14 protein-coding genes and 1 tRNA gene are annotated in these 13,713 nt (G+C 65.8%); 7 read left to right on the forward strand and 8 right to left on the reverse strand.

All coding sequences use genetic code 11. The annotated features are described in order from the left end of the window. Positions 1-192: 192 nt before the first annotated feature. The 7 genes from trpC to WAB17_RS11720 all read right to left on the reverse strand — a co-directional run bounded on the left by trpC (position 193) and on the right by WAB17_RS11720 (position 7,803). On the reverse strand, positions 193-978 hold the full coding sequence (gene trpC / locus WAB17_RS11690) for an indole-3-glycerol phosphate synthase TrpC (protein WP_435417522.1): 786 nt from the start codon (positions 976-978) through the stop codon (positions 193-195). After that, positions 975-1,967 (reverse strand): anthranilate phosphoribosyltransferase, encoded by a 993-nt coding sequence (trpD, locus tag WAB17_RS11695; RefSeq protein WP_435417523.1) that lies wholly within the window; start codon positions 1,965-1,967, stop codon positions 975-977. Before trpD ends, trpC begins: the two co-directional genes overlap by 4 nt. Then, the gene (locus WAB17_RS11700) at positions 1,964-2,560 is read right to left on the reverse strand and encodes an anthranilate synthase component II (protein WP_435417524.1); all 597 of its coding nucleotides are present in this window, start codon (positions 2,558-2,560) and stop codon (positions 1,964-1,966) included. The genes trpD and WAB17_RS11700 overlap by 4 nt, the downstream gene beginning before the upstream one ends. Beyond that, entirely contained in the window at positions 2,557-3,522 is a 966-nt protein-coding gene (gene pip, locus WAB17_RS11705) for a prolyl aminopeptidase (RefSeq protein ID WP_435419381.1), read from the reverse strand. The genes WAB17_RS11700 and pip overlap by 4 nt, the downstream gene beginning before the upstream one ends. Continuing rightward, complete coding sequence (locus tag WAB17_RS11710; protein WP_435417525.1) at positions 3,522-4,265, reverse strand: phosphodiester glycosidase family protein; 744 nt, start codon at positions 4,263-4,265, stop codon at positions 3,522-3,524. The genes pip and WAB17_RS11710 overlap by 1 nt, the downstream gene beginning before the upstream one ends. Before the next feature lie 74 nt (positions 4,266-4,339). After that, positions 4,340-5,854, reverse strand: coding sequence for an anthranilate synthase component I family protein (locus WAB17_RS11715; protein ID WP_435417526.1), 1,515 nt, complete (start codon positions 5,852-5,854; stop codon positions 4,340-4,342). An 11-nt stretch (positions 5,855-5,865) separates the two neighbouring features. Further along, on the reverse strand, positions 5,866-7,803 hold the full coding sequence (locus WAB17_RS11720; RefSeq protein ID WP_435417527.1) for a SurA N-terminal domain-containing protein: 1,938 nt from the start codon (positions 7,801-7,803) through the stop codon (positions 5,866-5,868). A gap of 202 nt (positions 7,804-8,005) precedes the next feature. Here WAB17_RS11720 and tpiA point away from each other — a divergent pair, with 202 nt between their 5' ends. The 3 genes from tpiA to WAB17_RS11735 all read left to right on the forward strand — a co-directional run bounded on the left by tpiA (position 8,006) and on the right by WAB17_RS11735 (position 10,977). Further along, positions 8,006-8,770, forward strand: coding sequence for a triose-phosphate isomerase (gene tpiA / locus WAB17_RS11725; protein ID WP_435417528.1), 765 nt, complete (start codon positions 8,006-8,008; stop codon positions 8,768-8,770). Positions 8,771-8,860: 90 nt separating this feature from the next. Continuing rightward, positions 8,861-9,250: a preprotein translocase subunit SecG gene (gene secG / locus WAB17_RS11730; protein ID WP_435417529.1), complete on the forward strand. Its 390-nt coding sequence runs from the start codon at positions 8,861-8,863 to the stop codon at positions 9,248-9,250. Between the two features lie 92 nt (positions 9,251-9,342). After that, positions 9,343-10,977 (forward strand): CTP synthase, encoded by a 1,635-nt coding sequence (locus tag WAB17_RS11735; RefSeq protein ID WP_435417530.1) that lies wholly within the window; start codon positions 9,343-9,345, stop codon positions 10,975-10,977. Positions 10,978-11,374: 397 nt separating this feature from the next. Here the strand turns inward: WAB17_RS11735 and WAB17_RS11740 are convergent, their stop codons facing one another. Then, positions 11,375-11,845 (reverse strand): Hsp20 family protein, encoded by a 471-nt coding sequence (locus WAB17_RS11740; RefSeq protein WP_435417531.1) that lies wholly within the window; start codon positions 11,843-11,845, stop codon positions 11,375-11,377. Between the two features lie 166 nt (positions 11,846-12,011). Between WAB17_RS11740 and grxC the strand changes: the two genes are divergently transcribed. The 4 genes from grxC to WAB17_RS11760 all read left to right on the forward strand — a co-directional run bounded on the left by grxC (position 12,012) and on the right by WAB17_RS11760 (position 13,693). Beyond that, a complete protein-coding gene (gene grxC / locus WAB17_RS11745; protein ID WP_435417532.1) occupies positions 12,012-12,275 on the forward strand; it encodes a glutaredoxin 3 in 264 nt (87 codons plus the stop codon). Beyond that, on the forward strand, positions 12,275-13,102 hold the full coding sequence (locus WAB17_RS11750) for a carbon-nitrogen hydrolase family protein (RefSeq protein WP_435417533.1): 828 nt from the start codon (positions 12,275-12,277) through the stop codon (positions 13,100-13,102). Before grxC ends, WAB17_RS11750 begins: the two co-directional genes overlap by 1 nt. Further along, positions 13,099-13,578: a DUF1178 family protein gene (locus tag WAB17_RS11755; protein WP_435417534.1), complete on the forward strand. Its 480-nt coding sequence runs from the start codon at positions 13,099-13,101 to the stop codon at positions 13,576-13,578. The genes WAB17_RS11750 and WAB17_RS11755 overlap by 4 nt, the downstream gene beginning before the upstream one ends. Positions 13,579-13,616: 38 nt before the next feature. After that, positions 13,617-13,693, forward strand: a tRNA-Arg gene (locus WAB17_RS11760). Positions 13,694-13,713 lie beyond the last annotated feature (20 nt).

A 13,713-nucleotide genomic window follows, 5' to 3' on the forward strand; every position in this document is an offset into this window, starting at 1 on the left:
CATGTTACACTGTCCTGGAGCAAAAAAAGTCGCGGCCATCCGATTGCCTGGAAACAAGCGGCGCTACGGGGCGGGGCTGTTGCAGCATCATCCCCGCTTCTTGGCAGGTTCGGTCGCAGTAGGACAGTCCTTGTGGCCAGCCGTCCATAGCCCGGCGCGGTCCAACGGGCTGCAGGGCGCGCAAGGCCCCGCCTAGCCCTGCAACAGGGCCCGCGTCGCCGCCTCGACGTCATCCTGCCGCATCAGGCTTTCCCCGACGAGGAACGTCCGCACGCCCGCCGCGGCCAACCGCTGGCAGTCGGCATGGCTGTTGATGCCGCTTTCGCCCACCAGCAAGGTGCCCGCCGGTGCAAGCGGTGCGAGGCGTTCGGTGGTGGCGAGATCGGTGGTGAAGGTCCTGAGGTCGCGGTTGTTCACCCCGATCAGCCGCGATTGCAGCGCGTGGGCGCGTTCCATCTCGGCCTCGTCATGGACTTCGACCAGCACATCCATGCCGTATTCGCGCGCGGCGGCCTCGATCTCCTGCATCTGCGCGTCGGAGAGCGCGGCGACGATGATCAGGATCGCATCTGCACCCATGCTGCGCGCTTCGGCGCATTGCCACGGATCGACCATGAAATCCTTGCGCAAGACGGGCAGGGTGCAGGCCCCGCGTGCGGCGACCAGATAGTCGGCGTGGCCCTGGAACCAGTCCTCGTCTGTCAGGACAGAGAGGCAGGCCGCGCCGCCGGCCTCGTAGGCACGGGCGTGGTTGGAAGGTTGGAAGTCTTTCCGGATCAGACCCTTGGAAGGCGAAGCTTTCTTGATTTCCGCGATAAGGGCGAAGCCATCAGCCGCCTTTGCCCGCAGCGCCGCCTCGAACCCGCGCGGGGCTTTTTGGGCCGTAATACGGTCGGCGAGTTCGGCGGGCGGGAGCACCGCCTTGCGCGCAGTCACTTCCGCGTATTTCCCAGCGCAGATTTCTTCGAGCTTGTTCACTTCGCCATCTCGATCCAGCGCGCCAGCAGCGCCTTCGCCTTGCCATTGTCGAGCGCCTCGGCGGCCATCGCGGCGCCTTCGGCCCAGTCGGCAGTGCGCCCCGCAACCACCAGCGCCGCCGCCGTGTTGAACTTTACGGTCTCGCGATAGGCGCTGTGCTCGCCGTCCAGCAGCGCAGCCAAGGCCTTGGCATTATGCGCCGGATCGCCGCCGCGTATGGCTTCCAAAGGTGCGTGGTCCAGACCGGCAGTGGCAGCATCGACCCGGCGCATGGCGAACTCGTGCCCGGTAACGTCGGCCATTTCATTGCCGCCGGCGAGGCTGAGCTCGTCGAGCCCCTCGTCGCCAGAGACGATAAAGGTGCGGTCCGTCCCCAGCCGCGCCGCCGCATCGCCGTAGATCGAGACATAGCCGGGCCGGGCGATACCGATAAGCTGGCGCCTCACGCCGACCGGGTTGGAGAGCGGCCCCATCAGGTTGAAGATCGTGCGCCGGCCGAGCGCCTTGCGGATCGGCTGGATGCGGACCATCGCGGGGTGATGGTTGGGCGCGAAGAGGAAGCAGATGCCGATTTCGGCCAGCGTCTTTTCCGCCGTGCGCCCGGCCGCCGCCATGTCGAGCCCCAGCACTTCGAGCGTATCGGCCACGCCCGAGAGCGAGGAAATGGCGCGGTTGCCGTGGCGCGCGACCGGCACGCCGCAGGCGGCGACGACCAGCCCGACGGCGGTCGAGACATTGAGCGTGTGATGCCCGTCGCCCCCGGTGCCGCAGACGTCGATCGCGTCATCCGGTCCGGCCACGGGGATGTAGCGCGCGCGCAGGGCGCGGGCGGCCCCGGCAATCTCGTCCGCCGTTTCGCTGCGTTCGGTCATGGCGAGGAGGAAGCGGGCGATTTCCTCGTCACTCGCATCGCCGTCGAGGATCCAGCCGAAGACTTCTTCGGCCTCGGCCTCGCTCATATGCGGGACGGCGAGCGGGAGGTGCTTCATGCGGGCATCCCGTTCTTTGCGGGCACTTCGATCCCGCACAGGCGCAGGTAATTTGCGAGCAGGTCGTGCCCGTGCTCGGTCGCGATACTTTCGGGGTGGAACTGGACCCCGTGGATCGGCAGCTCGGTGTGGCGGAAGCCCTGGACGTGGCCGTCGTCGCTCGTCGCATTGACCGCGAGGCAATCAGGAATGCCCTCGACGATCAGCGAGTGATAGCGGGTGGCGGTGAAGGGGCTGGGCAGGCCGGCGAAGACGCCCGTGCCGTCATGCGTCACCGGCGATGTCTTGCCGTGCATCAGTCCGCCGCGCACCACCTTGCCGCCGAAAAACTGCCCGATCGCCTGGTGCCCGAGGCATACGCCGAGCAAAGGCAGCGCCTTGTCGGCACAGGCAGCGACCAGTTCGAGGCTGATCCCGGCCTCGTTCGGCGTGCAGGGGCCGGGCGAGATCAGGATGCCCTTCGCTCCGCTCGACACCGCCTGCCCGGCACTGATGGCATCGTTGCGCTCGACACGCACATCCGCGCCCAGTTCCATCAAATAGTGGACCAGGTTGAAGGTGAAACTGTCGTAATTGTCGATGACGAGGATCATGCGGTGTTCCCGGCAAACGCGTCCGTCGCCCGTACCAGCCCGTCGGTGATACCCGGTTCCGTGAACAGATGACCTCCGTCGGGGACAATCTGGAGGTCCACGTCGGGCCAGGCTTTCTTTAGCGCCCAGGCGGCGGCGGGCGGGGTGCAGCAATCGTGGCGGCCCTGGACGATGACGCCCGGGATGCCCTTCAGGCGGTGCACATCGCGCAGCAACTGGCCCGGCTCGAGCCACGCGTAGTTGAGGAAGTAATGCGTCTCGATCCGGGCCGTGGCGACGGCGTTGTCGCCATCGGCCATGTGGTCGACCGTATCCTCCTGCGGCAGCAGTGTGCAGGTGACGCCTTCCCAGCGGTTCCAGGCGCTGGCGGCGGCGCGGCGCACTTCCGGATCGGCATCGTCGAGCAGGCGGCTGTAGATCGCGGTCATGTCGTCGCCCTCCAGCCCCGCGACATGGGCGGTGAAGCGGTCCCATTCTTCGGGGAAGAGTTCGCTGGCGCCATACTTGACCAGCCAGTCGAGTTCCGCTTGCTCGCACAGGAATATCCCGCGCAGGATTATCTCGCTGACGCGTTCGGGGTGGGTCTGCGAATAGGCGAGGGCGAGGGTCGAGCCCCAGCTGCCGCCGAACACTTGCCATTTTTCGAAGCCGCACATTTCGCGCAGGCGCTCCATGTCGGCAACGAGGTCCCAGGTGGTGTTGTTCTCGAGGCTGGCGAAGGGGGTCGAGCGGCCGCAGCCGCGCTGGTCGAACAGCAGCACGTCGTAGCGGGCCGGATCCCACTGCCGCCGGTGGTTGGGGTTGCAGCCCGCGCCGGGGCCGCCGTGCAGCATCACCGCCGGCTTGGTCCCCGGCGTGCCGACCCGTTCCCAGTAGATCGAATGCCCGTCGCCGACGTCGAGCATCCCGCTCGCATAGGGTTCGATCTCGGGATAGAGGGTGCGTTCGTAGGTCAGCGGCATCATTTTTTCTCCACGACGATCATCGGTCCTATGGGCGCACGGCTGTCCATCCGGTCGTTGGCAGGGTCCCACAGGCTCGATACCGACCCGTCGAGATAGAGCGCGTTGGGCGTATCGGCGACATCGCGGAAGAACCGCGCCAGCTTGCCGAAGCTGATCGCGCCTTCGCTGATGACGAAATGGGCACGGCCCTTGCGGTCGATCCCCACCCCGTTGCGGATCGTGCGCGAGGGACCGTCCTCGGTGATCTCGGGATGCAGCTTGCCGTCGATCAGCAGCATCGGGCCGCTCTGGGTGCCGAACTGTGGTCGGTCGCCGACGCTGGCGAGGAAGCTTTCGGCCGTGCGGATGCGCCATTCGCCGCCGCTGCCGTAGAATACGCCGTTGGGCTTGAGGTGGAAGTTGCCCGCGCCATCGGCCGTGTTGAGTTCCTTCAGTCGGTTGCTCTCTTCGACAAAATAGCCAATCGGTTTTCCTTCGCCGTCGAACATTCCGCCGTTCACGGCGAAGGCGACCTTGTCCTTGGCAATCGCTGCGGACAGGTTCGCGAACGAGCGATAGGCTGCGCCGCCTTCGGGCGACAGGACCATGCCGATGGTGTGGCTCGCCGGATCGGCAATGCAGTGGGTCAGGACGACATCCTCGAACTTGACCTTTTCGCACACGCTTTCCGCTGCGGCGGCCACCGGAGACTTCGTCGGCGCCGGGGCCGGTTGTCCGTCGCCGAATTCTATGACTGTCACGGGTTTCCCCTCCTGCGCTTGGCCGCAGGCGGCCAAGGCAAGGGAAAAGGCCAAGGCTGAGGCAATTCTGGTCTTCACTGGCCGAACCCCGCTTCGCTGGCGATACGGGCTGCCTCGCGCGCGGCGGCGATCAGAGCCCCGGCCTTGGCTTCGCATTCGCGTTGTTCATAGGCAGGATCGCTGTCGGCGACGATCCCCGCACCCGCCTGTACATGCATCGTGCCGTCCTTCACCACGGCCGTGCGCAGGACGATACAGCTGTCGAAGCTGCCGTCGGGCGCGAAATAGCCGACCCCGCCGGCGTAGGCCCCGCGCGTTTCCGGCTCGAGCTCGGCGATGATTTCGCAGGCGCGGATCTTCGGCGCCCCGCTGACAGTGCCCGCCGGGAAGCCTGCGAACAGCGCATCGAGCGCGTCCTTGGACGGGTCGAGCTGCCCCACCACATTGCTGACGATGTGCATCACGTGGCTGTACCGTTCGACGGTGAAGCTGGCGGTGACCTCCACCGTCCCTTTCGCCGCGACCCGGCCGACATCGTTGCGGCCGAGGTCGAGCAGCATCAGGTGTTCGGCAAGTTCCTTGGGGTCGGCAAGCAGGCTTTGCTCGGCCGCCCGGTCGAGTTCCGGCGTCGTGCCGCGCGGCCGGGTGCCGGCGATCGGGCGGATGGTCACTTCGCCGTCGCGCAGGCGGACGAGGATTTCCGGGCTTGACCCGACCACGGCGAAGCCCGGCAGGTCGAGGAAATAGAGGAAAGGCGACGGATTGACCCGCCTGAGTGCGCGGTACAGCGCCAGCGGCGGCAAGGGGAAGGGGCAGGTGAACCGCTGCGCCAGCACGACCTGGAAGATATCGCCGGCCGTGATGTAGTCCTTCGCCCGGGCGACCATGGCGGCATAGTCGCCATCGGCCAGCTTCGGCGTCAGCGCCATGTCGGGCAGATCGGTCGCGTTGTCGGCCACTGGCGTCGCTTGTGCCAGCCGCCGCAGGGTTTCGTCGATCCGTTCGCCGGCGCGCTCGATGGCATGGCCGGGATCGCCCGGCCCGGGCCAAAGGGGGGCGATGACGAACAGGCGGTCGGACAGCGAATCGAACACCAGCAGCAGCGTGGGCCGGGTGAACACCATGTCCGGCAAGTCGAGTTCGCTCTGCCGTGCACGCGGCAGGACCTCCACCTGGCCGATCGTTTCGTAGGCGAAGTATCCGACGAGGCAGGCAAGGGCAGGCGGCAGCCCTGCGGGCACATCGATCCGGCACTCGCCGATCAGGGCGCGCAAGGCATCGAGGCTGCGGCCCTCGACCGGAGCGAAGGCCGCGCGGTCGTGTCGCCACAGCCGGTTGATCTCGCCGTCTTCTCCGCGCGCCCGGAACACAAGGTCGGGGTCGAGGCCAAGCAGGCTGTAACGCCCGCGCACCTCGCCGCCTTCCACCGATTCCAGCAGGAAGTCGCCGCGGCCCGGCGAAATCAGCTTCAGCGCCGCGCCGACCGGGGTTTCGGTGTCGGCCACCACCTCGCGCCACACGAGCGCAGCCCGACCGGCCAGGAGGGCGGCCTGCGCATCGGCGCCATTCTTCAGGCCGGCTCCTGCCAATGCCGCAATCCCTATTGCTGCCCGTCGCCGGCCAGCGCCCGACGTACGGCAGCAATCGCCTCTTCATTGCGTTCGACTTCGATGTCGTCGCGAATGGCGTTCTGGAACTGGGCTACGTATTCGTCGACCAGTGTCTGGGCGAACTGACGCTTGGCCTGTCCAAACAGCGGGTCGTCCTTGCCGATGGTACCGGCCTCGATCCGGTCGAGATCGACCACGAACCAGCCGATGTTCCGCGGACCTTCCAGCTGCTTCTGGGTGCCCTGCGCCATGCTGAAGAACAGCGCCAGCGGCGCGGGAATGCGCTGGCCGGAGCGGATGATCTCTTCCCGCGTCGCATTGACCTGGTCGACCGGGCGAAGTGCCCGGTTTTCCGCAGCGACCGCAGCTGCCAGGGTCTGCCCGGCTTCCACGCGCTTGATCACGCGCTCCGCTGCGGCCTTGGCGAGCTTGGCCCCTTCGGCCCGGCGCCAGTCGGTCACGACCTGGTCGCGGATTTCGCGCAAGGGTGCGGCCGCGGACGGGGTGATGTCGGCCGCTTCGAAAACGAGGAAGGTTTCGCCGGGCACCGCCTCGGCCAGCTGCGGCTCTTCCTCTTCCATCTGGAAGACCGTGGAAAGCGCGGGGGCGAGGATCTGCGGAGCGGTTTCGCCCTCAGTACCGTACACGACCCCGGATGCGGTCAGCGGCCGCGTGGTTTCCACATCGACTTTGAGCCCCTTGACGACATCGGCAAGCGATTCGCCCCCGGCGAAACGGTCCTCGATGTCCGCTGCGAGCTCGTTGAAGGCGAGACGCCGCTTTTCCTCGGTGAGCTGCGCAGCGATCCCGGCGCGTGCCTGATCCAGCGTCTGGCCCGCCTTGCGATCGATGGCATCGACGCGAACGATGTGGAAGCCCAGCCCGCTGCGGGCGACCGCGGCCAGCTGGCCCTGGCCGGCGGCGAAGGCGGCATCTGCCACCGCAGCGGAGGACTGCCCCGAATAGGCACCCTTGGTGATCGGACCGATCTTCGCGGTACTCAGCCCTGCTTCGGCGGCGACGCTTTCGAGCGATGCGCCGCCGGTCACGCGCTGGCGCAGCGCATCTGCGGCGGCACGGGTCGGCACGACGAGCTGGGTCAGCGTGCGTTCCTCGCTGGCGGCATAGCGGCTGGCGTCCTGCCGGTAGCGCGCGGCGATCTGTGCCTCGGTCGGGGGCGGAATCGCCCCGACCGCTTCGGCCCCGAAGGTCGCATAGCGGACAGTCCGCCGTTCGGGCCGGATGTAGTCGCCGCGATTGGCATTGTAGTAGGTGGTGAGCTGGGCGTCGGTCGGGTTGCCGGCCGGCGCATAGGCGTCGCTGCCGAGCAAGGCGATGGCACCGGTGCGCCGTTCCTTGAACAGGGCGGCATAGCGGGCGGCAATCTTGTCCGGCATGACGGCGCCGAACCCGGTCGGCTGCACCACCTGCTGGGCGATCAGCCCGGCGCCGAGATCCTCGCGCACCTGGGCATCGGTCAGCCCTTGGCGTGCGATAGCAGCGCGATACAGCTCTTCGCTGAAATTCCCGTCGGGTCCGCGGAATGCCGGGATCAGCCGGATCTGGCTGTTGATCAGGTTGTCGCCAGCCCGGATCCCGTACTTGCGACCGAACTCGGCAATGGCGACGCGATCGAGCAGGGTATCCACGACCCGGTCGAGGCCGCCCTGCTCGATGAAAGCCGGCATGGACAGGGTGGGATTGTTCTGCCGCATCTGTTCCAGCGCATTCTGCGCCGCACGGGTCAGTTCCGCCGCTTCGACCTTTTCGTCGCCGACGACGGCCACGCGGTCGCCGCTGCTGATGCCGAGCGTGCCCGTGGTGGAAACATCGGCGCTCGCAAAGGCGACTGCGATCAGGCCGAGGAAGGCCAGCGTGACGCCGATGCCCAGCTTGGACTGGAAGAACTTGCGGAAGGTGCTGATCATAAAAAACGTATCCGGATTGCATTCGGGGCGCGCATCGGCGCAGAGCCGGGCGCGAAACGCAGGTGCTTTAGAGATGCTGCGACCCAGCCGCAACAGGTCGCAAAGGGTTTTGACTGAAAGCGATGCGTCCGCTAGCGGACCCGGCCCCCGACACGCTAACGGCCTACAAGCGCCGCGGCGTGAAGCTAATCAGGAACAATGCATGTCATCCCGACCCTACATCGTCGGCAACTGGAAAATGAACGGTACGCGCGCCATGCTCTCGGAAGCACGCGCGATCGACCGTGCTGCGCAGCGTTACATGAAGGTGGAGGTGGCCGTCGCCCCCCCGTTCACGCTGATTCACGCGGTCCATCGCGAGGCGGAGCAGATCGGGGTCGGCGCACAGGATTGTCATCCGGCTGCCGAAGGCGCGCACACTGGCGACGTATCGGCTTCCATGGTCGCTGATGCGGGCGCGAAATTCGTCATCCTGGGGCATTCGGAGCGCCGCGAGGGCCATGGCGAATCGAACGAACTCGTCCGCACAAAGATTGCAGCCGCGATTGCGGCAGGCCTCAAGATCATCCTGTGCTGCGGAGAAGCCGAAGCAATCCGCATCGACGGCACGCATGAGACCTTCGTGCTGGAGCAATTGCGGCAGTCGCTCCCGGATGGAATCGAAGATGCCGGCGACCGGTTGACCGTCGCCTACGAACCCATTTGGGCCATCGGTACCGGGCGAACCCCGACGCTGGGGGATATCGCCGCCATGCACAGGGCGATCCGCAGCTTCCTGGTCGAACGGTTCGGCGAAGCGCAGGGCAGCGTCATCCGCATCCTCTATGGCGGGTCGGTCAAGCCGGACAATGCCCGCGAAATTCTGGCCGTTGCCGATGTCGGCGGCGCGCTGGTCGGCGGCGCGAGCCTCACGGCGGAAAGTTTCATGAAGATCGCGCTCGCCGCGGGCGACGGCGAGGACGCGTAGGCCGGCTGGGCAAGTACTGCCATCCAGACCTTGTGCGCGGGGCCGGCAAGCCCTAAGTGCGCCCCGAAGCTTTTACCCCGGACAGGAACCATGTCGCTCTTCATCTTTCTCACGGTCGTGCAGGCCATCATCGCTGCCGCTCTGGTCGGCGTCGTCCTGATGCAGCGCAGCGAAGGCGGCGGCCTCGGTGTCGGCGGCAGCCCGAGCGGGATGATGAGCGCGCGCGGCGCGGCCGATTTCCTGACCCGGACGACCAAGTGGCTGGCGGTAGCCTTCGTAACCCTCTCGATCGTTTTGGCGGCGCTGGCGGTTCGCACCTCCGGTGGCTCGTCGATCGAATCGACCCTCGACCGCACCCCTGTCCAGAGCGAGCCCGATCCGCTGGCCGCTCCGGCGGTACCGCCGCAGCAGGCACCTGGCGGCGAGGCGGCTCCGGCATCGGCCCCCGCATCGGCCCCGGCTCCGGCACCCGCCCAGTAATCTTTCACGCCGCAGTGAAATGTGGATTGCGGGCTCATCCCCGCCCATTCCCCTTGCGCCGAATCCCAATCGCAGCTTAAGGCCCAACTCCCATGGCGCGGTATATTTTCATCACCGGCGGCGTGGTCTCCTCGCTCGGCAAAGGTCTCATGGCGGCATCGCTCGGCGCGTTGCTGCAGGCGCGCGGCTACAAGGTCCGCATCCGCAAGTTCGACCCCTATCTCAACGTCGATCCGGGCACGATGAGCCCATACCAGCATGGCGAGGTCTACGTGACCGACGACGGGGCCGAGACCGACCTCGACCTTGGTCACTACGAACGCTTCACCGGCGTCTCGGCGCACCAGGGCGACAATGTCACTTCGGGCCGGATCTACCAGCAGATCATCGCCAAGGAACGGCGGGGGGATTATCTGGGCGCGACGGTGCAGGTGGTTCCGCACGTGACCGACGCGATCAAGGAATTCGCGCTGGCCGACCAGGGCGACCATGATTTTATCCTGTGCGAGATCGGCGGCACGGTGGGCGACATCGAAAGCTTGCCGTTCATGGAGGCGATCCGCCAGCTCAGGAATGAAATGGAGCCGATGCAGTCGCTCAGCGTCCACGTGACGCTGGTGCCCTACATCAAGGCGGCGGGCGAATTGAAGACCAAGCCGACGCAGCATTCGGTGCGCGAACTCGCCAGCCTCGGCATCAAGCCCGACGTGCTGCTCTGCCGCTGCGAACACCCGCTACCCGAAAGCGACCGGCAAAAGATCGCCAACTTCTGCAATGTTCGCAAGGAAGCGGTCATTCCCGCGCTCGATGCCAAGTCGATTTATGCGGTGCCCTTGCAGTATCACGCCGAGGGACTCGATGCCGAGGTCCTGCGCGGTTTCGGCATCACCGATGCGCCCGCCCCGGACCTGTCTGCATGGGACGATGTGACCGACCGCTACTTCAACCCGGAAGGCGAGGTCACGATCGGCGTCGTGGGCAAGTATGTCGGCCTGCAGGACGCCTACAAGTCGCTGAACGAAGCTCTCGTGCACGGCGGCATGGCTAACCGGGTCAAGGTCAACATTCGCTGGATCGACGCGGAAGTGTTCGAAAAGGACGATGCGGAAATCGCGGCGCGGCTCGAGCCCTTGCACGGGATCCTGGTGCCCGGCGGTTTCGGCGAGCGGGGTAGCGAAGGCAAGATCGCCTCGGTCCGCTTCGCACGCGAGCGGGGCGTACCCTTCTTCGGCATTTGCCTGGGAATGCAGATGGCCTGCATCGAGGCGGCGCGCGCCGCGGGTCACAGCAAGGCGAGCTCGACCGAATTCGGCGCAACCGACGAACCGGTGGTGGGAATCATCACCGAATGGATGACCAAGGAAGGCCTCGAAACGCGCGAGGCGGGCGGCGACCTCGGCGGAACCATGCGTCTCGGTGCCTACGAGGCGAAGCTCGCCGGCAACAGCCATGTCAGTGCCATCTACGGCGGGGTCACGTCCATCTCGGAACGGCACCGCCATCGCTACGAGGTAAACGTCGCCTACCGCGAGGCGCTGGAGGGGCAGGGCCTGATCTTCTCCGGCATGTCGCCCGACGGGCTGCTGCCGGAAATTGTCGAGCGGCCCGACCATCCCTGGTTTGTCGGCGTGCAGTTCCATCCGGAGCTGAAATCGAAGCCGTTCGATCCGCACCCGCTGTTTTCGGGTTTCATCGAAGCTGCGGTGCACCAGAGCCGACTCGTCTGACGAACGCACCTGGCACTGTCGGCGTGCCCCGGCATCAAACATTCGCAAAAATGCGCAAGAATGTCGCATTCCTGCAATAATTCGCCCGCGCCGCATTCCATAGTAGGGCGTTAGTTACCAATCCTGCGCGCCGCCTCTTCACACATCGGCGCTAGGGTCGCATAGAGTCGCAAGCGGTGCGGGGCAGGCACCAAGGGGGCATGAAAGCTTCACCATATCGAGAGCTTGTCGCGGTCTTGATCGTCTTCTGCGACCCGGACGGTTAGGATCGGACGAGGCGGCGTCACCGTCGCGGGGCGGACTTTCAAGCGGGTCCGCCCCAAACTTTTTCCCGCATACGAAAAGGGCCCGCTCGATTCTCGGGCGGGCCCTTCGGGTTTCACGGAGAAACCGCGCGTCAGGCGGCGTCGGCGTCCTTCTTGTCGCCTTCGACGATCTCGAGCGGCTTCTGGCCGCCGACGAGGATCTTCTTGGGCTTCATTGCTTCGGGCACTTCGCGGACCAGGTCGATCACCAGCAGGCCGTCGGCGAGGTCGGCATTCTCGACCCGGACGTAGTCTGCCAATTCGAACCGGCGTTCGAACCCGCGGTTGGCGATGCCGACATGCAGCATTTCGCCATCGGTAGTTTCGTCGTGCTTGCGGCCAACTACCGTCAGCAGGTTCTGCTGGGCGGTGATATCGAGATCGCCCGGGCGGAAGCCGGCGACGGCCAGCGTGATGCGATAGTTGTCGTCACCGCGCTTTTCGATGTTGAAAGGGGGGTAATTGTCGCCGCTGTTCTGGCGCACCTGGCTCTCCAGCATATCGAACAGCCGGTCGAAGCCGACGGTGCTGCGGCGGTAGGGGGTGAAATCGAGACGTGACATATGCAAATCCTCCATCGAGCAATTTGGTGTGTACGGGACCCGATTGCACGGCGTCCCGATGGTTGTTGTGAATGGCCCATTGCGGCACCGCTTCACATCCCCGATATAGGTGGGAAGGTGGGCCGTTCAAGACCTGCGAAGAGACTGTAAAACAAGGACTATTGCGATGGCAGAGGTAACCGTCGACATCTACACGAAGTTCGGCTGCGGCTATTGTTTTCGTGCCAAGCGGTTGCTCGACGAGAAGGGCGTTGCCTACAACGAGTACGACATCACCATGGGCGGACCCAAGAGGGACGAGATGATGGAGCGTGCCCCGATGGCCCGGACGGTGCCGCAGATATTCATCGGCGGGGTTCACATCGGTGGTTCGGACGATCTCGCTTCGCTCGAGCGGGACGGCAAGCTCGATGCGATGCTAGCGGACTGATGGCGAAAATTGCCGTCCTCCAGATGACCACCGGCATAGAACCGGTGGCCAATGCCGATATCCTGGATACGGCCATCGCGGAGGCGGCGGCTGGCGGTGCAGAAATCATCTTTACACCGGAAATGACCGGCATGCTCGACCGCAACCGGCAGCGAGGCGCAGCGAAGATCCGCGCAGAGGACGACAATATCGTCCTTGCGCGCGCCCGGGCGGCAGCGGCCGGGCATGGCATATGGGTCGCGATCGGATCGCTGGCGGTGGATACCGCCGAGCAACGATGGGCCAATCGATCCTTCCTGATAGATAGCGCAGGCGATATCGCTGCCCGTTACGACAAGATGCACATGTTCGATGTGGATCTTGCGAACGGCGAAAGCTGGCGGGAATCGAACGCTTACCGTGCGGGCGACAAGGCGGTGACGGCGGCGACGCCGGTCGGCACGCTCGGCATGACGATCTGTTACGACCTGCGTTTTCCCGCCCTGTTCGAGGCGCTGGGCCAGCGGGCCTGCGACGTCATTGCTATCCCCGCTGCCTTCACTGTCCCGACCGGGAAGGCACACTGGCACGTCCTCCAGCGCGCCCGCGCTATCGAGGCGAGCGCCTTTGTCGTCGCGGCAGCACAGGTCGGCAAGCACGAGGATGGCCGCGAGACCTACGGCCACAGCCTGGTCGTCGACCCCTGGGGCGAGGTGCTGCTAGACATGGGAGGCGAGTCGCCGGGACTGGGTTTCTGCGACATCGACCTCGGTCGCATCGCCGAGGTCCGCGCGCAGGTGCCGAGCCTTGCCAACCGGCGTCCTGTCGCTACATCGCCCGCGTCATGATCGTGTTCGACCTCACCTGTTCCCAAAGCCACCGCTTCGAGGGCTGGTTTCGCTCGACGGCCGACTATGAGGAGCAGCTGGCGAATGGCCTGTTGCAATGCCCGCAATGTGGCTGCGAACAGGTTGCCAAAGCCCCGATGGCGCCTGCCGTGCCGGCCAAGGGCAATGCGCGCAACCAGCCCGCTGCCAAGCCGGAGCCGGGTGCCGTCAGCGGCGGCGGTAGCGGACAAGTGCTTCCCGCCAAACTGGTCGAGGCCATGAAGGCCCTCGCCAGGGTGCAGGCGGAGACGATCAAGGACAGCACCTGGGTCGGCGAGGAATTCGCGAAGCGATCGCGCGAGATGCACTATGGCGAGCGCGACGAGGCGCTGATCCACGGCAAGGCAACCGCTGACGAGGCGCGCGAACTGCTCGAGGAAGGCATTGCCGTCGCACCGCTACTGATACCGGTCGCGCCGCCCGATGAACTCAACTGATTGAAAGGCGCGTTGCTTCGCCCTAAGGCGGCTGCGGCGTCCCCGTAGCTCAGCAGGATAGAGCATCGGATTCCTAATCCGGGGGCCGGAGGTTCGAATCCTCTCGGGGACACCAGCACATTTCTCGGGGGGAGA

The sequence above is a fragment of the Parerythrobacter aurantius genome (genome assembly GCF_045291475.1).
In the GTDB taxonomy this organism is placed as follows: domain Bacteria; phylum Pseudomonadota; class Alphaproteobacteria; order Sphingomonadales; family Sphingomonadaceae; genus Parerythrobacter; species Parerythrobacter aurantius.